Genomic DNA, 17618 nt, shown 5'->3' with positions numbered 1-17618 from the left:
TAAATTGAGGAACGCGATAGTTGTGACGACTAAGATCTTTCGAGAGGAATAATCGTAGCGGACGCGATCGGTTGCGGCTCGACATGTCCTGCTGGCTTGCGGGACTGCTCGAACGTCGCTTGGGCGTTGCGGATGTTCTGGTCGAGGACCAGAGTGAGGATTTCGGGCCTGATGACGATGACTGCGTCCTCATCACCGAGCTCGTCGATGCGGATGTCGATCGCGCCGTGCTTCTTGAGCTTCATGAAGAGTGCGCGCCGGTCCGTTGTCGTGGCGGGAAGACCGAAACCGAATGTCGTGTTCAGGAACAGTACGAAATCGGTGAGCTTGACAGTAATCCTGCCCGCTGAATCGACGCGCTTTTCGAGAAGTTGGTCGTCGTAGAGCATGCGAAGTCCGAGGAGAGCCACCGCCAGCGCTTGGAATACGGCAGGTCTGATTTCACGACGCGCCTCGAGATCGTCTTCCGGATCGGGTAGCCCCACGGTTCCGTGGCGTGAAGGCACTAGGCGAAAATGCGGAGGCCGCGTCGCGTTCGTCAGCACCACGGGGAAGGCGTAGGAAAGATATTCGGATATCTCTGCCTCGCATCTCGCCGCGACATCGTACAGTCGAAGTGCGTCGCCGCCATCGGCGCGCGTAAGCAGCCCTCTGGAGAGAAGAATGGCGCAGATCGCGCGAAAGTCTTCCTGCCGAATGCCCTTCGCTCGTAACCGGACGTCGATATCCTGCATCTCAGGTTCTCCGTACGAACCGGAAGTTGTCGGCTTCGAACACGCCGTTCCCCCGGCGCTCGGTGCGCGCTAGGACATCGAGTTTCCGGTTATTTGCCATCCCGCGTACGGATTCGACCGCAGACAGGGCCAACAGGAGCGCTCGAGCGTCATTCACCGGCAGGTCGAGAAGATCGACGGCTCCCTGATCGGCAACGAGTCTTTCGATGGTGTCCACGACCTCGGTCGATGAAATCGCGAAGGCTTCCTCGAGTGCGCTCCGGATGGCAGCTTTCAACTGTTCTTCCGCGCTCGGTGGCTCAGTGTAGAGCTCGACGGGCGTTTCGCGGCGGGGGGCACGCGCCGCCAGGGCGATGCCTGCCGGGTCGATGAGATCCGTACGAAGCGGAAAAACTGCGCGAAGTACCTCCCGCAGGAGCTCCCGGCGTTGGCCTTCGTCGGTATCGCGCACGAGCGTGGCGATGTCGAGCAATGCGCTGTTGCCCGAAGACTGCAGACGTATTATCCGCATGATCAGGTTCGTGAATCGGCTCGAGAACTGACCTACGGCTTGAGCGAGCTCTTCATGCTTGGTCCTTCGTGTCGAACCGACGATGTCGCGGATGCGTTCGGTGATAAACGCATGAAGCGGTGCGCCTTCCGCGTCCTCGTCGAGGCCTGGATTGTCGAGCGCGATCTGCTGATTGACGAGGACAAGCGTATCCGGATGAAGGGCATCGATGCGTAGCGTCAGGTCGATGATCTCGCTCGCATGGTTGTGAATATTGTCGCTCGTGAGGTATCGCTCGCCGCGCCGTTGGAATTCGCCGACGCCGAGAAAATAGTCGTCGATCGCTTCCTTCGCTGCACCATAGTTGCGCGTCAGGAGCTGTCTCTGGTGTTCGTTAAAGATGTCGGCAACCTGGCAAACATCCTCGAAGATCGAAGTCGAATATTCGTATGCGTCGACGAGATACTCATGATTGTTGTCACGCAGAAAGGATTCGAGGGCCGTTCGGCAGGCACGGATACTTCGTTGACGGCCGTTCGCACTGCGGCGCCTCGTCTCGGAAAACATTTTCGCGATGCGCTTGCCTTCCAACGTGAACCGCCAGAGAACGGTCAAGTGCGTCGCGTCGGTATACGACTCGATGATGCCGAATTTGGTGAGGCGAGCGACGAGTCTCCGGGCGTATTCACCGTCGTCGTATGATTGATCGAATTCCGCATCCTCGCCGTTCTCGGCGTCGGATCCGTCATTGGCGCGAACGATCAGGTCGCGGTTCTGCGTGATGGTCGTGCTGACGATGTCGACCAGGCGATGTCGATTGAGGACAAGATCGTAGTCCGCGGCGGAGCCAAGCAGGCGATCGTAGAGATCGACGGTCACCTCGAAGGCGATGCCGCGATGCCGGCCGGTGAAAGGTCTGAAGATGTCTTGCTTTACGCGTGAAAAGTAGCGTTCCTGCACCATTGGATTCTGCCCCCGAGGGCAATATCGAACCCGTCCGGATCGAACATTTCAAGAACAATTTCGTCTAATGAGAGAAAGAGGGAGCCGGCGCAATCTTGAGGGGCGCGATCTTCGCCGAAAAATCTGCTAGTAGTTTGATATTGTTAATGTTTAGGCCTTTTTTGCCGCCGGCAGCCTTCTGACGCGAGCCTCACCGCTGCCATATCGGGTCGCCGGGTCCCCGCAGGGCGGGAACGGGAGACCGGCGCCGGTGCCTCGGCCCTCCCCGCCTCGGATACGTCGCACTCGTGCATCATCGTGAGAATGCGGTCGGTGACCCGCTCGATCGAGGCCTCCTTGATCTGGCGGCTGGCGATGGCCGCGAGGACCGCGCCGCCTCGCTTCCTACAGTTGTCGCCGGCGAGGCGTCCGGGGTGGTCGACCGCGATGCGACCCACCTTCATTATGGTGGAGGCGTAGGGGTGGATGTCGCGGCGGTCGTGCCGCAGGATCTTTCCGACCTCCCGCTGAACTCGTCAGAGCAACACACTCGCGCGCGACGTTGCCGCCCAAAATACGATCATGGCCGCGCTCCCGTGCTCGCGGGCTGCCATTCTTCGATCCACATTTGGATCAATTTCCATAGAGCGATCTCGCCGGAGAAGCCCGCTATCGTTCCGAGAATGCGAAGGTCGAAGCACGCGAGCTCCATGGGACCGCCGACGGCGGCGGCCTCGGTCGCGAGATCGAGCCTGGTGCACTTCTGGGTGTACGCGGCAAAATCATCTTGTCCGATAGAGCCAAACCGACGCTCTTCGAAGAAATTCCTAAGCCGGGACGCCGCTCGTCGAACGTGTTCCGGAAAGACCGTCGTCTCCACGATCACCAGGTCGCAGGCCTTGTTCACGCGTTCGCCCATCTGATTCTCCATTTCGGTTGTCGAGTTCGCCCCCCGGGCGCGGCTCTCGCTTCCGGCGTCTAGGGTTACTTCGCGACGACAAGCTCATGAAAGTCGAACGTGCTGCCGTTGTGGTTCCAGAGTTCCGGAGGAGTCCGGCGCAAGAACCTGGATATGATTTCGCGACCGATATGCTCGGCAAGCCTGCCCGCATCACGGTGTTGGAACGGATCCGCCGGATTAGCCTGAGCGACATGCCAAAGGCTCGCCAGGTAGGTGTCGGTGACCGAACGCAAATCGTCCGTGTCGATCTTGATCGTGACGCTGGTCTTCATCGAAGTGCCTCTCGTTTAGGGAATCGGATTTCCTCTACTGTACGAAACGTCCATTGCCCGAAGTGGGTTACCGGTCGAGACGAGCAGCGGTGCTCGATACGGCCGAGTCCAGGAGCGCTCCGAAGCGAAGGATCGAGCGCGGCGCGTACTTGATGCCGCCGGTCGTCGGTAGTTGCACGAAATCCCATTCGTTCTTGACGGCGCTCGGGATGCGGAAGGCTTCGGTGGCGTACACCCTCTTACGCCGCCCCACCGGCTCTTCGATGACGCCGAACAGAACGCTGCCCTGCACGTCGTTCCACAGCATGCTGACGCCGACTCCGGTGAAGCCGGATGTCGAAGATTGATGCGCGGCCTTCCAAAGATTGAGGAGCAGTTCGGCCAAATCGGTCCCGAAGGAGATCGACTTCGTGCTAGGGAAGATGTCGGCGACGCCGCGCGAAGGCTCTTGTCCGCCTGTTTCGGCCTGCAAGTCCATGCAACCGAATCTCGTCGTGACTCTTGCTATCGCGGTGGTGTTGGGCTGTTGGCTGCCGATGGCCATCAAGATGGTCGCGCCGTCGGCGGCGAGAGATTTCGCGTTAGTGGACAACGCGCAGGGGATCAGCTCGGCCTCTAGCAGCGCGTCGATCGACTTGGCGACCAAAAGACGATCGAGACAGAGCCGCTCCGCGATCTCCTCGCGAAACCACTTCGATTCGAATAGACGGTGCCTTGCGTCGAACGCCTTCTTCGGCAATTTGGCTCTAGTGCTGGATGTCATATTTGTTCCGATCTTCAGCCGGCCATCACGATCGCTTCCGCGCGATCTCTGGCTTTCTCGACGTTCATCCGGGCTTCGAAGAGGTAGCCGTAGATGTCGAAGGTCTGGATGATGCTGGCGTGACCCATCATCGTTTGAATCCGCTTGGGCGAAAAATCGGCCTCGATCCACAGCGCGGCGCAGAAATGCCTCAAGGCGTGCATGCCGAATTTGGCGACCGCCCTGCTGCTCTGCTTTCCCTTGTTGGTGACGAGCTTCTGCCTCGTGACCCCGGCCTCGATCTGCGCCAGCCTTAGGAATCGATTCATCAGGTTTGCGTGGTTCTGTACGGTGCCTCGGGAAGTCGGAAACACGAGGCCCAGATCGCTTTTGGGGCACCGGAGCTTCCATTCCTTCAAGGCTTTCGCGGTGGTGTCGTTCATCACGATGTCGCGCGTTCCGGCGTCAGACTTCGGCTGGGCGACGATTCCCCAACGGTCCGCCCGCTTCGTGATCGAGATCATCCCCTTCTTGAAGTCGACGTCGGTCCAGCACAAGGCACGAAGCTCGGATCCCCGCAGACCGCAGAATACGAGCACGTACAGCATCGCCAGATAGTCGGCCCACTCTGCTGCCGTCTTTTCGATTATCGCCTTCACCTCCTCCACGGAGGGCATGGGAGGTCGCTTCTTCTTCTTTTTGTGTTTGTAGGGCGTCAGTGAGATGACGTTCTTGACGAGCCACCCCTTGGTCTGGGCGTAGCGAAGCACGGCACCCACTTCGATGCGGACGCGGCGAACGATTTCGTGTGACCGCGACTTATCGAGGACATCTTCGTAGAGCTGTGTGGCGTCTGCGGTGCTGAGTTGACCGATCTTCCGGTCCCCCCAGAGCGGCTCACTGAAATCCCTGAAACGCTGTTCGTAGACGGCGGTGGTGGAGCGCTCGAGACCCGCCGCCTTGCAGTCCTGGATCCAGGCTTTCGCGACTTCCCGGAAGGTCTTGGATTGGCTGGCTGGTACGTGCGTGCCTGCGGCGACTTCCGCCCGTGCTTCCACGAGCCAGTCGTCCGCCTCCTTCCTGGTTCGAAACTGCTTGTGCCTGCGCTTGCGGGAGCTATCGCGGTAGTCGACCTGCCAAACGGTTCGCTTTTGACCCGTCTTCGTCGCCTTCAGCGTACGCTTTCTGATACTCGCCATCGTTACTCGGCTCAGGCCGCCCAAGGCGGACATTTGACACAACTAACTGACAGCGCTAGAAAATCTCTTAGGTGTGAAAATAGCGCTTGCCAGATGTAGAAAACACATTTAGGGTAGCTTGTCAAATCTCGAGCAGATCGCTGGGCAAGGCGGGTCGAATGTGCCGACGGTCTATTCGGTCACCAGGAATTGCGATGCGCATCGAATTCGTTGAGGTCAGCCTTCGGGGAAGGCACACGGTGCCGTTCCGCTTCTTGGCGGTGACGCGCCATGGCTAATTCTCGCCAACTCGTAGAGTGCTTGGCGCAGCTGACCGGCGATCCCTTGTCGCGCGTGGTCGGACACATGAGGAGCCTCCGGGAGGCCGAACTCGTCATTCCCAACAAGGGACGCGGGATCACCGCGCCACGGATGACGCCGCACGACGCCGCGGCTCTCTACTGCGTGATCTATGCCTCGCCGACGATTCAAGAGAGCGCGCCGACGTTGATCGAACTGAAAAAGCTCGAGTCGCAGGGGCGTGTGCGGTTCCCGCCGAGCGATCGCCCTAATCGGCTGCGTCACCTGCCGCCGTTGACTCTAGGTTTGGATCGCAGCCACTCGGTCGTCGATGGTTTGGCGGCGGCCATAGCGTTCTTCATGAGCGAGGACAAGCTGAGCGGTCAATACGACGAGTGGCGCGGCCGGGGGAAGAAGTTCGGCATCTACTCCAACTTCGAGATCCGTGCTCCGCAGTTTTCCGCCTCCCTGACGTTGGGTGTTCATGGAGATCGCTCGGAAGAGTGGATTTATGGGCGGCAAGGCGAACTCGACTCCATTCGCACGGGGCAGTGCAGCGAGATCACGCTGCGCAAGCTCGCGGCCTGCCTCAACTCCTAGAGCCTGACGCCATGACCACGGAGAAGGACATCCCCAAAGACGCCGACCTGATCGGCGGCGGCGACCGGATCGCTCAATTCCTCTTCGGGCAAGCGGACGAGCAACTGCGCCGGGAGGTTTATCACCTGGCCGAGCATCACGATCTGCCGGTGTTCAAGGTCGGCAACAAGATCTACGCGAGGAAGACGAGGCTGACGGAGTGGATCAAGTCTCGGGAGGCGGGCGTCGAGCCCCCTCGCAGGTAACCGGCCGCAACAAACCGCAGGTGAATAGATGTCCGAAAATGCGCAGCAGGCAAGAAGGGATGCGTTTGGAACCGATGCGTTCTCAAAGGGGGCAGCTAGGAATCTCGAACTAGGCGACGAATTGATCGTAAACGCCGTCGACGCTTTGGTCGATGCGAACGTGATGCCCTGCGATCTGGCGGATAACTCGGACGCCCTTGCCGTCGACGGGGCCGCGATATTGATGGCGATCGGGTCGCGCCAGACCGAAGCCGCCTCCATTCTGCGGGTAACGAGACGTCTGTCTACGATGCCCTTCGAGTTCGAGATCGGAGACCCGGCGGAGCCGGTAGCGGACAGGTTCAATCTCTTCCCCGAGGAAGCGGCGTATTCCTTTGGCAGCGATCTCGCGGCCGTTTTGAAGAATATGTGGCAAGCGGCACGCGGAACGACCAAAAAGCTCAAGGGCGTGTCGATTACCATGGCGTGGAGCGACGAGCGAGCCAGCCACCTCTTTGGTGCTATCGAACAGGGCAAGGGTGGACGCCAACGCATCTACTCTTCCGAACCCTCGCAATGGCCGACCAAGAGCGACACTCCGTTTGGCGGCATTATCTACTCGCCCAAGGCGCTGCTTCGCTTCGCCGCCCATCTGGATGCCACGATGGCGGGTACAGCTGCGAGCCTGGACGAAGTCGTGGCGCTACATGGCCGACGACCGTAACACCTGTTGCGTAGGTGGCCTGTGCCACTTCTTGGCCAGGAAACACGATCTTCTATCGTTCAAGGTCGGGATCGATGTCTACCCGCTATCGATCGCATCATCGCGTGTGCGCCGCAGGGCTGCTCGACGTCGAAGGGAAAAAAGATGACTGAAGTTACCGTGAAGCTGGAGCCGGATACGCTGAGGCTGTTCTTGTACATAGCCGGCGAAGCGCGGCATTGGGACGGGATGCCGCCGATCGAAGGTCTGATGCCGTTCTCGCCCGAAGACAAAGGCCGACTGACGCAATTGAAAAGGCAAGTCCTGCTCTATGTCGAAGAGGTCGATCCGCACAACCATCAGATCCACTTCACGCGCATTGGCGCTGCCCTTGCCGCGCAACATGGCGTCATGATCCGCTGATTGCGGTGATCGACCAGACGATCGTCGACTTAATCAACTCTATGGGGGACAGCATGTTGGATCAGGCTCGCGCGGATCGCGTCCGCTGGATAGGACTGGATACGAAAACGTGGCCCAATCCGCATCGACTGGAGATGAAGCGGGTAGGAACGTCAGAGTGGGCCTTCGGCGTTATCGCTTCTGACGAAGTTTCGCCCGGCGGCATCAAAGGTCCGCAGCAATCTGGGCGAAGAAATCGGTGCTTATGAAACTATCGAGGATCTGATTGCGGCCGGCTGGGCCGTGGACTAATGGCCCGCCTGCTGCAGCGAAGAAAGTCTTCTCATGTCTGAAATCAGTCAAATGTTGGAAGCCGTCCGTAGAACGGTTGAATCCTCGCAGGCGTACGAATCGTACGCCGAACGACACAACATCCGTTCTGCCGCCAATCTTACCGTGACTGACGCCGAGATCGCCGCTTCGATCGCCGCCCGCATCGAAGATCGGATCCGAGACAAAGTGGTTGTCGAGATCGGCGGCGGAATCGGCTTGCTATCGCTCTACATGGCCGCCATCGCACGCAGGGTGTATTGCATCGAAGCTAATCCGATGTGGGCGGCGAGCTTCACGCATCTCTTGATCGAGATGAAGCCGAAGAACCTGAGCTACATATTCGGGGCAGCCGACGAGTTCGTCGGCGTCATCGCGGCAGATGTCGCTGTGATCTGCACTCACAGCGACGTTGCGGGGATGGTCGCCATGGGCACGCAGTTGGCAAACGAAGCGATCGACGTCTACGGCGAAATGATCGAAGCCAAACCGAGCGCTTTCGACCCGTTGGCTCGTGAATTGCGGGCTTTGCCTGATCGGCGCCTGAGGTGATTTGGAGGCGAAGTCGAGCGGGTGAACGTGAATGATGCGGCCTCCCGCTCGCGGCGGCTCCATTCCATCTCATGATTGAAGGTGAAGATGATGCCCTTGAAGGCCATAACATCTTGCACCGCGACCAGAGAAGTTGCTTCGGCGGACAAGCGCGGAATCATAACTTCGATGAAGCTTGCACCGGCTTGACGGGCAGCCTTTTATTGGTTACAAAAAGACACCGATGTGATTGGGGCGGTGTCTTATTAGCATTGCGAACTACGACCAGGGCAGTCTCTTCTCCGACGACAAATTGGAGCAGGCAGCGCGAGAACTTGAAGCGTCTGGGCGTTATCGCGTCCTAAGGCGCATCGAGCAACGCGCAAGCCTCCCGTCATCGCCTGGCTGTTCCACGAGAAGAGCCGTCTTTCTGGACGTCGAAACGACGGGATTGGACGTGGTCAACGACGAGATCATCGAGCTTGCGATGGTCGGCTTCGACTACGACATGTCCGGAAATGTCCTGTCGGTTCTTCCGCCTTTCTCTGCACTTCGCGATCCTGGTCGTGCGATTCCGCCGACGGTGACGGCATTGACCGGCTTGACCGACGAGATGGTCGCCGGACACGTCATCGACGTGAAGAAGGTCCACGAATACCTGGACCAAGCTGCCGTCGTCATCGCGCACAATGCCGGTTTCGACCGTCAGTTCTCTGAACGGTTCTGCGAAGGCTTCGCGGCGCTCCCTTGGGCTTGCTCGCTCAACGAGGTGCCTTGGCGGGATGAAGGATTCGAGGGATCGAGGCTAACGCACCTCGCGACCGGATATGGACTTTTCTTCGAAGGTCACCGCGCGGTCCATGATTGTTTCGCTGGCATCGAGATCCTCTCGCGACCTCTGCCGCGCAGCGGGCGTACCGGCCTGGATGTGCTGCTGGAATCGGCGCGCGCCGCCCGTTTCCGCATCTGGGCGACCAATTCGCCGTACGAGCTCCGCGAAATCCTGAAGGCGCGTGGTTATCGTTGGAGCGACGGCAGCGATGGGCGGCCGAAAGCCTGGTACGTCGATGTCGCCGAGGATCGCCTAGACGACGAATCGGACTTTCTGCGCCGGGAAATCTATCGTCGGACGGACATGGAAATCTTGTCACGTCGCATCACCGCCTACGACCGCTATTCCGCGCGGGTGTAGGCCGGCTCGGGTTGAGCCAACGTCCTTCCGATCGCGAGATCGGCTGCAACCGGATCCGCCCGCGCGCGGGCCCGTTCTCAAACCGCCTCGATGAGGACGAAGGCTGCCGCAAGCCCGTCGCGGCAGACGATGCTCAAATGAGTTTTCGGAACGCTGCCGCCCGTCAATCTGCGAGCCCGCTTGAGCGCTCCTCCGGACAAGTGAAGGTAGGGGCGCCCAGCCGCAACCAGGACCTCGATGTCGGTCCATCTAACGCGCTCGGTGATCCCGGTTCCCAACGCCTTGCTGCAAGCCTCCTTTGCGGCGAAGCAGGTCGCGTAGGTCGCGGCCGGTTCCGATGCGGCCGAGGCGCGGGCCTGTTCCGCCGACGTAAAAAGACGATTTATCAAGGTCTTGCCACGATCTGCGACCGTGTCGGCAACCCGCTCGAGCTCGCAAAGGTCACTTCCGATGCCGACTATCAGCGCCCACCTCCAAAAAAATCAGACAGAATATGTTTGATTTTCGGACATTCATTGTTATCATCTACCGGCAAGGAGGCCAACATGGCAACGATCACGGCTCCCGCAGTCACCAAGGTTCCGGTTTACCCCGCCACCGAACTTGCGGCAGTCCTGCAAGAGGAACTGGTCCGGGCGGTCCGGCGCAGGTATCGGCGAAAGGGGTTGCCGCTGCCAAAGGACGACGAGGCCGTCGTCATCATGTCGATCGAACTGGACTCGCTGACCGTGGTCGAACTGATTGCGGTGCTCGACGATCTTCTGCCGTTCAAGGTCACCGAGTCGGTGGTCAAGGCCGGAGGATACGGCTCCATCGCGGCCGCCGTGAAGCACGTGGTCGGCAGGGTGGAGAAGAAATGGGGTAAACACTACGCCGGAGTGAAGGCATGAGCTCGGAGCCGCGCGATAGCGAAGCCCAGCGGCGGCGTCTCGGCGAAAAGCTGCGTACGGCCCGCGAGTACGTCGGCTTTTCTCAGGACGAGGTCGCGAGCTTCCTCGACGTGCCGCGCACGGCGGTCACCAACATCGAAAGCGGTCAGCGCAAGGTCGATGTGCTTGAACTGAAACGTCTCGCTGATCTGTACAGGCAGCCTATCGCGCACTTTACGGGCGGCGAGGAAGACGCGGGCGCCGCATTTTCGCCCGACGTGACGCACTTGGCGCGTCAGGCCGCGAAGCTCTCCCCGAAGGATCGCGAGGAGCTCGGCCGGTTCGCCGATTTCCTGAAGATGCGATCGGGAAAGAGCGAATAGATGGCCGATTACGCCTCGTCGATCCGCAAGGCCACGCTGGAGGCGGGACGACTGCACCGCGACCTAGCCGTGCAGGCGAGCGTCATACGAGGTGCCGGTCGCGTCGACGTATTCGGTTCGATCGCGAAACTGGACGTGCCGTTGTTGTTCACAAAGCTCGACGGTTTGCTCGGGGTCTATCTCCGCGAACCTTCGCCGGGCATCCTGATAACGACGCAGCGCCCGAGGAACCAGCAGAGGTTCACTGCCGCTCACGAACTCGGTCATCACTATCTTGGCCACCAGCCGAGCCTCGACGACGAGGACATGCTGAGGCGCGCGCCCTTTCAGGCGCGAAAGGGTGACAACCCGCAGGAAGTGGAGGCCGAGGCCTTCGCCGCCGCTTATCTACTGCCTCGCTGGCTCGTGGACTATCATTGCGAACGGCAGGACTGGACCGACGAGGACCTGACGGATCCGGTCAATATCTATCAATTGGCGCTGCGCGTCGGAACGAGCTACGAGGCGACGGTGTGGACGCTTCACCGTTACGACGTGTTCGATCGCAAGGCGGCCTCGGCCTTGGCCGGCGTGCAGGTCAAGAAGATCAAGCAGAAGATCCTTCGGGGTTACGAGCCCGAAAGCTATCGCGGCGACGTGTGGCTGCTCACCGATCGGGACGCCGACATGAGGATCGAGGGCGGTCCGCAGGATCTGCTCGTCGTCAGGCTGCCCGAGCACAGTGGGTCGGGCTATCTGTGGCGCGTCCAGACGATCGACGGCGAGGCGTTGGCGGTGGTCGCCGATGGCCGTGAACCGCTGGATGCCGACGGTGTCGGCGGGCCCACGTTGCGGCAGATAACAGCCGCGGCACGAGACCGGAAATCGGGCGAGCTTCGGCTTGCCGAAATGCGGCCGTGGCAGCCGACGAAGCCGTTGAACGTATTCAAGGTTAGTTACAGCCTGGAAGGTGCAGAAGCCCAAGGCTGGTTCAAGGATCAGCGCCAACAGCACCGGCAAAGGCTCGAGGCTGCCTGATGGCGAAGATCGACGTTCTGAAGGATCTGAGGTCAAGCTTCGGGCCAATTCGCGATCAAGGGCCGCGCCCGACTTGCCTCGCGTTCGCCGTGAGCGACGCCCATGCCGCACTTCGACAACCGTGGAAGCCGCTGTCCTGCGAATTCGTCTTCTATCACGCTCAGCGCCGAGCGGGACGAGCCCCGACGAAACCGGCTCTGCTGAGTTCGGTGCTGACCACGTTGCGGGTCGACGGGCAGCCGATCGAAACCGATTGGCCGTATCTCGACGACCTGCCCGCCGATCTCGACGCCTACGGCCCGCCGTCCGGGCTGTCGGTGTTCAGGCGCAACGGCGAAGCGAAGTCGGACAAGTTGGCCGGGATCGTCGCCCAACTCGATGCCGGCTTGCCGGCCGTCGTGTTGCTGTTTCTTTCCGACGCGTTCTATGAGCCGGACCGGAATGGAATCGTCGAAGAGCGGCCTGGCGAAACGCCGGATCCGGCGCGGGCCCATGCCGTGGTCGCAGTTGGCCACGCGCGCATCGGCGGCAAGCGCGCGATTCTCGTCAGGAATAGTTGGGGCGACGAGTGGGGCATGGACGGCTACGGCTGGCTGTCCGAGGATTTTCTGGCGCCGAGACTGAGGCGCACGGTGGTTTTGGAGGAGGAAGTGCATGTTCCTGGAAAGAATCTCGCGGCCTAGGTGCGTCGAAGCGTGGTTGGCGGCATCGCAGGCCGTTGAGGCAGCGCCGGGACACGAGGCACACAATGTCTTGATCGACATCGAAGACCCGTTGGCAGAGACCGATGCCGATCGGGAGGCCATCGAGTTGGTCGATGAATTCCTGACCGAGAACACCGAGACGGGATTTCCGGTGCGCACGGTCGCCAACACCATCTTTCCGCAGTCGCTCTACGAGGACCATGGCGCGCCGGCGTTCTACGATATCTATATGAAGAAGGTGTTCCCGCGGCTGAAGCGGTCGCCGCAGGATTGGGGACGATACTTCGAGCGCATGATCGCGTACCCCATCGTCGACGACGTGGATAATCTCCTTGAGCGGCTGATTTTGAAGATGAAGCGCAACGTTGACGGCGGCCGGCCGTTTCGCAACATCTACGAGCTGCCGATCTACAATCCCGTCAAGGACGCCGAAGGCCGGCCGCGGGGAGGGCAATGTCTCAGCTACATGAGCTTTAAGCTCGACGGCGAGCAGCGCCTGCTGCTTTCCGCCGTATACCGCAATCACTTCTACACCGAGAAGCTGCTCGGCAATCTCATCGGGCTCGGCCGGCTCATGCAGTACGTCGCCGAACGCGCAGGCGTTACCGTCGGCTCGCTTTCGATTCTGTCGACGCATGCGCTGGTGGACACGGGGACTACGACGCGCGGTGAAGTGAATCGGCTCCATTCGGAATGCGCGGCGCTGCTTTCCGACGAGATGGAGGACGCTTGAGGTTAGAACAACTGACCGGTGCGCTCCTCGTCCGGCGGGACCACGCCGTAGTGCGCGAAGACTCCTTCCAGAAATTCCGACTGCCCGCCGTAGCTCGGATGCCGGACCTGTAGCGCCTGGATGTCGAGATCGGCCAGCGCGAGCTGGGCGTCCCGGCCGATGGCCAGCACCGACCGCGGACGCAGGTTCTCCAGCAGCCATACGAGCAACGGTCTACAGGCCTGCCGTTCCGCTCGGCTATGACAACGGTTCGTCATCGGGTCTCCCGCCGCGTGCGGATGAAGCGGAAAGACGTTCCACAGGAACACCGGCTTGCCGATCGTATCGAGCGCGTGCCAGATCACTCTCGCCGTGCGCTCGGCCATCGCGGGCCCTTTGGTCGAGCGTCTGAGTCTGCTGCTGCCGAGGAGTTTCGCGTGCGCCGCCAGGTGCATCTCGTCGGTGAGCGCGAGCCCTGTCCGTCGGCCGCCGCGATAACCGAGATCCCTCGCGATCCAGAGCGAGTCCACGCCGTGTTTGAGCGCCGCATCGAGCACGATCGCGAGGTTGCGGCGCCTGATCGCCGGCGCGTTGGTCTCGTCGAAATCGAGACAGGCGTCGGCGTAGGGATTGAAGACCGAATCGAAACGCAGTCCGGCCAGCGTTTCGACGAATGACTCTTTGGTGGTGGGGGATATCGCCGTCATTTCAGGGGCTCGAAGGTGATGGTGCGTTCGTTCAGATCGATCGTCACCGCGCCGCCGCGGTGTTGCCGTAGCTCCCTGAATATCCTGAACCCCTCCAGGATTGCACGTTCCCATTGCCAAAGTGGCCGATTTTCCACCTCGTATCCACGGACGAGTTCGTGCACCGCCTTCAAAAGCCCGTAGTCGAGGCTGTCGACGTTCCGAAAATCCTTGTTGCGTACGCCGTGGTTGAAGATCCAGGTCGAGATGCCTTCCTCGATGATGCCGGCGCGGGCTCCATCCTCGTTCTCGTCGACCTCGGGTTTGCTCTTGCGCTTGAGCTTCAACAAGCTTCGCAGCGTCGGCGACCAGCCGAGAACGGCGGCGAAGGCGAGATGGAACACGTCGTGGAAACGGTAGTCGTCCGGCTCGAGGCGATTGTCGGTGAGGCGGCTGCCGATGTTCACGCCGTTGAGCTGCTGCACCACGTAGTCGCGGCCGTCGACCTGCCGCTCGGTGAACACGAACTTCGCGTGTCTGGGAAGCTGTTCCTCTGCGGGGTAGTCGGCGTCGAACAGATCGCCCCAGTCGGGTCGATCGGGCCAGCGCCCCAAGGCCTTCTCGACGTTGCGGCGAGCGGCCTCTTCCAGGCTGACCTCCGCGCCATCGGCCGCGACGAGCAACGCCCGGAAGATCTCGACCAGATCGGCCGAAAGCACGTCTCGATTGTTTCCGATGCGGTCGCTGCTCCAATCCTCGAGCAGACGTCCGACGCGACCGGCGAGCGAAAGCAGGCGCCGTTCGACGGAATCGGTTGCGGTCGGCCCCTGAAAACTTCGTCCCGCCTGCTGTAGATCGGCGAAGGTCGTAGCGCCTGACCTGCCGGCATAGTCCCAGTTGTCCAGCGACGCCGGCAGACGTTGGGCGATGGCGGAAAGGGGTATTTCGGCGCGCAATGCCGTATTGGCGAAGTACCAGAGCGTGTCGCCGAGCTCCTCGAGTACCTCGTCGTGATAGGCGACAAACGCGTCTTTGTCCCGCTGCTTCTTCTTCAGGGCGCTGAGGAGCCCTCCGACCTCGCCGAACAGGCCGAGCAGCACGAATCCGATGCCTTCCGTTCCGGCCCTCGCGTTCCGGTCGGTCCGGGTGGTGAATTGCTGATATTCGTCGAGGCCGATCGGTTCGGCGTCGAACAGCGAGTGCTGCGAGCGAAGCAGCGTCGTTCCATCGATCATCCCGGGTATCCTGTCATGCTCCGATGGGCTCCTGTGACCGACCGGAGAATCCCGAATTTCGTGGTCGCCGTCCGGTTGTACTGGTCGGGACATGAGTTATAGATGAGTCCATGCCCGATCGCGCCATATTCCTTCACCTAACCGACGCCCACGTCTCTGCCAACGGCGTGCCGCACGCGCGCGACGATATAAAGGTCGAGGTCCCGGGCCTGCTCGGCGGCACGCGTGAAGCGGCACTTGTCCACCTGTTTTCCCGCTTCGCCGAGCGGCTCGAAAAGGAAAAACTTTCGCTCGACGGCGTCATATTCTCCGGCGACGCCCAGGAGAAGGGCGGCCCTGGCGGTCACGAGTTGGTGCTCAAGCTGATCCTGGACAAGCTCGGTCCCTTCGGGATCGTTCCGGGCAAGATCGTTGCTACGCCGGGCAATCATGACGTACCTCAGGGTTCCCTGCCGAGCGATCCCGCCCGGTACGCCGCATTCAACAAGGTATGGCGGGATGCCGGCTGCATCGTCCCATGGCTTGACGGCATAGATACTATTCCGCAGATCGCGCACCCGGATCGCCACCGGCTCGTCGCAGCGGATCTGAGCTGGGCGGTCTTTCCGATCAACACCAGCAATTGGTCGCATGTCGCAGCCGAACTGCCGGAGCCGCTGAAGAACGTCTGGAGCCGCATTCCCGAAACGATGGCGCCGGATGATCCCGACGAGGCCGCCAAGATCGCCCGCCAACTCGCGAGCCTGGTGCGGTTCGACATGGCGCGAGTGTCCGACGAACAATTGGATGTGCTGCGTCGGCTAATGGCCGACACGGCCAAGCCGCCAGGCGGCCGGCAATTGCGCGTCGCCGTGATGCACCATCATCTGCGGTCTCCGTCGCTTCGCGAAGAGCTGAAGGCGTTCGCCGACATCTCCAATCTCGAGCACGTGCGTGCGATGCTGCGTGCCGGCGGCATCGACGCGGTCATCCACGGTCACAAGCACGAGCACGCGGTCTACTACGATCATGTCTACGCGGCCGACGGCGAAGAGGCGCAACGGATCCTCGTGATTTCGGGAGCGACGTTCGCGCAGGGCAACGAGCAGAACGCGATGCGTCTCGTCGACGTCGGCGGTCTTCCGCACGTTCCCGAGATTTCGGTGCAGCCGCTACCGTTGCCGCGTTCCGGGTCCGACTGGCGTCCGGGACCTGCCGTCCGCCGTCGTCTCTGGATCCAGCGCGAGCGCTCGGGGGCTCCGGTCCAGATCGTTCCGCATGCGCCCATCGTGATCGAAGGGACCGATCTCGACGAAGTCTATGCGCGCGCCTGCGCCGCCGCCTCGGACGATGCGAAGCGCGCGACGCTCATCGTCCATCTCGACACGCCCTGGACGCGGAACGACGCGCTGCCGCTGCCGACCCAGTATCCGCTGCCGACCGGGCACGACGACCCGCGCGAAGTCTGGCTGCGCGATCTCGTGGGTTGGTGGCAGCGCGATCGCTCCCAATTGGAGCACCGCATTCCATACGTTCACGGCGCCCGGTTGCGCCGGTACGGAGGAAAGATCGACCAGATCAGGCGGATCATCGATCTCCTCAAGATGAAGGAGAGCACGCGCGCGCTTGCGATTCTGGTCGACCCCTTCCGCGATTTCAATCAGGATCTGACGCGCGAGGAATTCGCCTCGTTCTGTCTGGTCGAATTCCGCCGCCGCAACGAGGGTACGCGGACCGTCGTCGATGCGATCGCCTTCTACAGGGCGCAGGAATTCGCGAGATGGTGGCCGATCAACATCGCCGAGCTTCGGCTGCTTCAGAACGAGATCTGCGAGGAGACCCGCTTCGAGCCCGGACGGATAACGACGGTCGCAGCCGACGCGCGCACGATAGCGAGATCCCCGACGCAGGTGGCGATGCCGATCGTGGACCGGTGGCTCGACCAGATTCCCGAGCGACTGCATCTGCTGGCCGATGCGCTCGTGCATCGCCAGGTCAGGGGACGGGCGCAGGAGAAGGCGGTCGCCGGTTGGCGATCGGCTTTGGCGGAGCTCCGAGCCGCTACCGATGCGTTCAATCCGGACGGCGTGCCGCTGGCTATCGAGGGCCTGGCCACGCTGGCCGCTTATATCCAGGCGAGCGCGGCCCCCGAGGATGACGAGGTGCTTGCGATGGCGGGCCGCCTTCGCGAGCTCGCTGATCACAATCAGCAGTACGAGCGCACCAAGCGCGAAGCGTCGGATCACGCGCGTTGGTCGCAGACCGCCAAGCGCTATCTCGACGAGCTGGAGCAAATGACGACCGCGCGGACATCGGTGCAGGACGGATCGGCCTAGCGCGCGGCGCGGCCGCGTGACATCGGCGATCCGGTATCGTACGATGACGCACGGGTTCCGCGTCAGATTCTCCGGAGCCCGCACCCGACACGAACT

Annotated in this window: 20 protein-coding genes; 12 read left to right on the top strand and 8 right to left on the bottom strand. The window is 61.4% G+C overall.

Annotation, left to right across the window (positions count from 1 at the left end; all coding sequences use genetic code 11):
• Positions 1-29: 29 nt before the first annotated feature.
• From QA640_RS42620 to QA640_RS42595, 6 genes are all read right to left on the bottom strand, one after another.
• Positions 30-734 carry a hypothetical protein gene (locus tag QA640_RS42620; protein WP_283038575.1) on the bottom strand — a complete coding sequence of 235 codons (705 nt, stop codon included), beginning with the start codon at positions 732-734 and terminating at the stop codon, positions 30-32.
• Position 735: 1 nt separating this feature from the next.
• Entirely contained in the window at positions 736-2103 is a 1368-nt protein-coding gene (locus QA640_RS42615) for a Wadjet anti-phage system protein JetA family protein (RefSeq protein WP_283038574.1), read from the bottom strand.
• 643 nt (positions 2104-2746) lie between these two features.
• Positions 2747-3085 (bottom strand): hypothetical protein, encoded by a 339-nt coding sequence (locus QA640_RS42610; protein WP_283038573.1) that lies wholly within the window; start codon positions 3083-3085, stop codon positions 2747-2749.
• A 65-nt stretch (positions 3086-3150) separates the two neighbouring features.
• Positions 3151-3399, bottom strand: coding sequence for a hypothetical protein (locus tag QA640_RS42605; protein ID WP_283038572.1), 249 nt, complete (start codon positions 3397-3399; stop codon positions 3151-3153).
• 67 nt (positions 3400-3466) lie between these two features.
• Entirely contained in the window at positions 3467-4045 is a 579-nt protein-coding gene (locus QA640_RS42600) for a hypothetical protein (protein ID WP_283038571.1), read from the bottom strand.
• A 131-nt stretch (positions 4046-4176) separates the two neighbouring features.
• Positions 4177-5340 (bottom strand): site-specific integrase, encoded by a 1164-nt coding sequence (locus tag QA640_RS42595; RefSeq protein WP_283038570.1) that lies wholly within the window; start codon positions 5338-5340, stop codon positions 4177-4179.
• A gap of 300 nt (positions 5341-5640) precedes the next feature.
• Here QA640_RS42595 and QA640_RS42590 point away from each other — a divergent pair, with 300 nt between their 5' ends.
• From QA640_RS42590 to QA640_RS42540, 11 genes are all read left to right on the top strand, one after another.
• Positions 5641-6219 (top strand): hypothetical protein, encoded by a 579-nt coding sequence (locus tag QA640_RS42590; protein WP_283038569.1) that lies wholly within the window; start codon positions 5641-5643, stop codon positions 6217-6219.
• Between the two features lie 11 nt (positions 6220-6230).
• On the top strand, positions 6231-6464 hold the full coding sequence (locus tag QA640_RS42585) for a DNA-binding protein (protein ID WP_283038568.1): 234 nt from the start codon (positions 6231-6233) through the stop codon (positions 6462-6464).
• A 28-nt stretch (positions 6465-6492) separates the two neighbouring features.
• On the top strand, positions 6493-7167 hold the full coding sequence (locus QA640_RS42580) for a hypothetical protein (RefSeq protein WP_283038567.1): 675 nt from the start codon (positions 6493-6495) through the stop codon (positions 7165-7167).
• Between the two features lie 144 nt (positions 7168-7311).
• Entirely contained in the window at positions 7312-7569 is a 258-nt protein-coding gene (locus tag QA640_RS42575) for a hypothetical protein (protein ID WP_283038566.1), read from the top strand.
• 324 nt (positions 7570-7893) lie between these two features.
• A complete protein-coding gene (locus QA640_RS42570; RefSeq protein ID WP_283038565.1) occupies positions 7894-8430 on the top strand; it encodes a hypothetical protein in 537 nt (178 codons plus the stop codon).
• 229 nt (positions 8431-8659) lie between these two features.
• Positions 8660-9601, top strand: a complete 942-nt coding sequence (locus QA640_RS42565) for a 3'-5' exonuclease (protein ID WP_349253682.1) — start codon at positions 8660-8662, stop codon at positions 9599-9601.
• An 11-nt stretch (positions 9602-9612) separates the two neighbouring features.
• Positions 9613-10491, top strand: coding sequence for a hypothetical protein (locus tag QA640_RS42560; RefSeq protein ID WP_283038563.1), 879 nt, complete (start codon positions 9613-9615; stop codon positions 10489-10491).
• Positions 10488-10853 carry a helix-turn-helix transcriptional regulator gene (locus QA640_RS42555; protein WP_283038562.1) on the top strand — a complete coding sequence of 122 codons (366 nt, stop codon included), beginning with the start codon at positions 10488-10490 and terminating at the stop codon, positions 10851-10853. Before QA640_RS42560 ends, QA640_RS42555 begins: the two co-directional genes overlap by 4 nt.
• Positions 10854-11870, top strand: a complete 1017-nt coding sequence (locus tag QA640_RS42550) for an ImmA/IrrE family metallo-endopeptidase (protein WP_283038561.1) — start codon at positions 10854-10856, stop codon at positions 11868-11870. It begins immediately after the preceding gene.
• Positions 11870-12553 carry a C1 family peptidase gene (locus QA640_RS42545; protein ID WP_283038560.1) on the top strand — a complete coding sequence of 228 codons (684 nt, stop codon included), beginning with the start codon at positions 11870-11872 and terminating at the stop codon, positions 12551-12553. Before QA640_RS42550 ends, QA640_RS42545 begins: the two co-directional genes overlap by 1 nt.
• A gap of 16 nt (positions 12554-12569) precedes the next feature.
• The gene (locus QA640_RS42540) at positions 12570-13307 is read left to right on the top strand and encodes a hypothetical protein (RefSeq protein ID WP_283038559.1); all 738 of its coding nucleotides are present in this window, start codon (positions 12570-12572) and stop codon (positions 13305-13307) included.
• A 2-nt stretch (positions 13308-13309) separates the two neighbouring features.
• On the opposite strand, the gene QA640_RS42535 is transcribed toward QA640_RS42540, so the two are convergent.
• Together QA640_RS42535 and QA640_RS42530 are read right to left on the bottom strand one after the other, a co-directional pair.
• Entirely contained in the window at positions 13310-13993 is a 684-nt protein-coding gene (locus tag QA640_RS42535) for a uracil-DNA glycosylase (protein ID WP_283038558.1), read from the bottom strand.
• Positions 13990-15207, bottom strand: coding sequence for a nucleoside triphosphate pyrophosphohydrolase family protein (locus QA640_RS42530; RefSeq protein WP_283038557.1), 1218 nt, complete (start codon positions 15205-15207; stop codon positions 13990-13992). Before QA640_RS42530 ends, QA640_RS42535 begins: the two co-directional genes overlap by 4 nt.
• A gap of 110 nt (positions 15208-15317) precedes the next feature.
• Here QA640_RS42530 and QA640_RS42525 point away from each other — a divergent pair, with 110 nt between their 5' ends.
• The gene (locus tag QA640_RS42525; protein WP_283038556.1) at positions 15318-17522 is read left to right on the top strand and encodes a metallophosphoesterase; all 2205 of its coding nucleotides are present in this window, start codon (positions 15318-15320) and stop codon (positions 17520-17522) included.
• Positions 17523-17618: the final 96 nt, after the last annotated feature.

Origin of the sequence: Bradyrhizobium sp. CB82, from assembly GCF_029714405.1 — a bacterium.
Taxonomy (GTDB): Bacteria; Pseudomonadota; Alphaproteobacteria; order Rhizobiales; family Xanthobacteraceae; genus Bradyrhizobium.
Note: the sequence above shows the minus strand (reverse complement) of the source record. Positions and strands in the feature narration are given on the sequence as shown.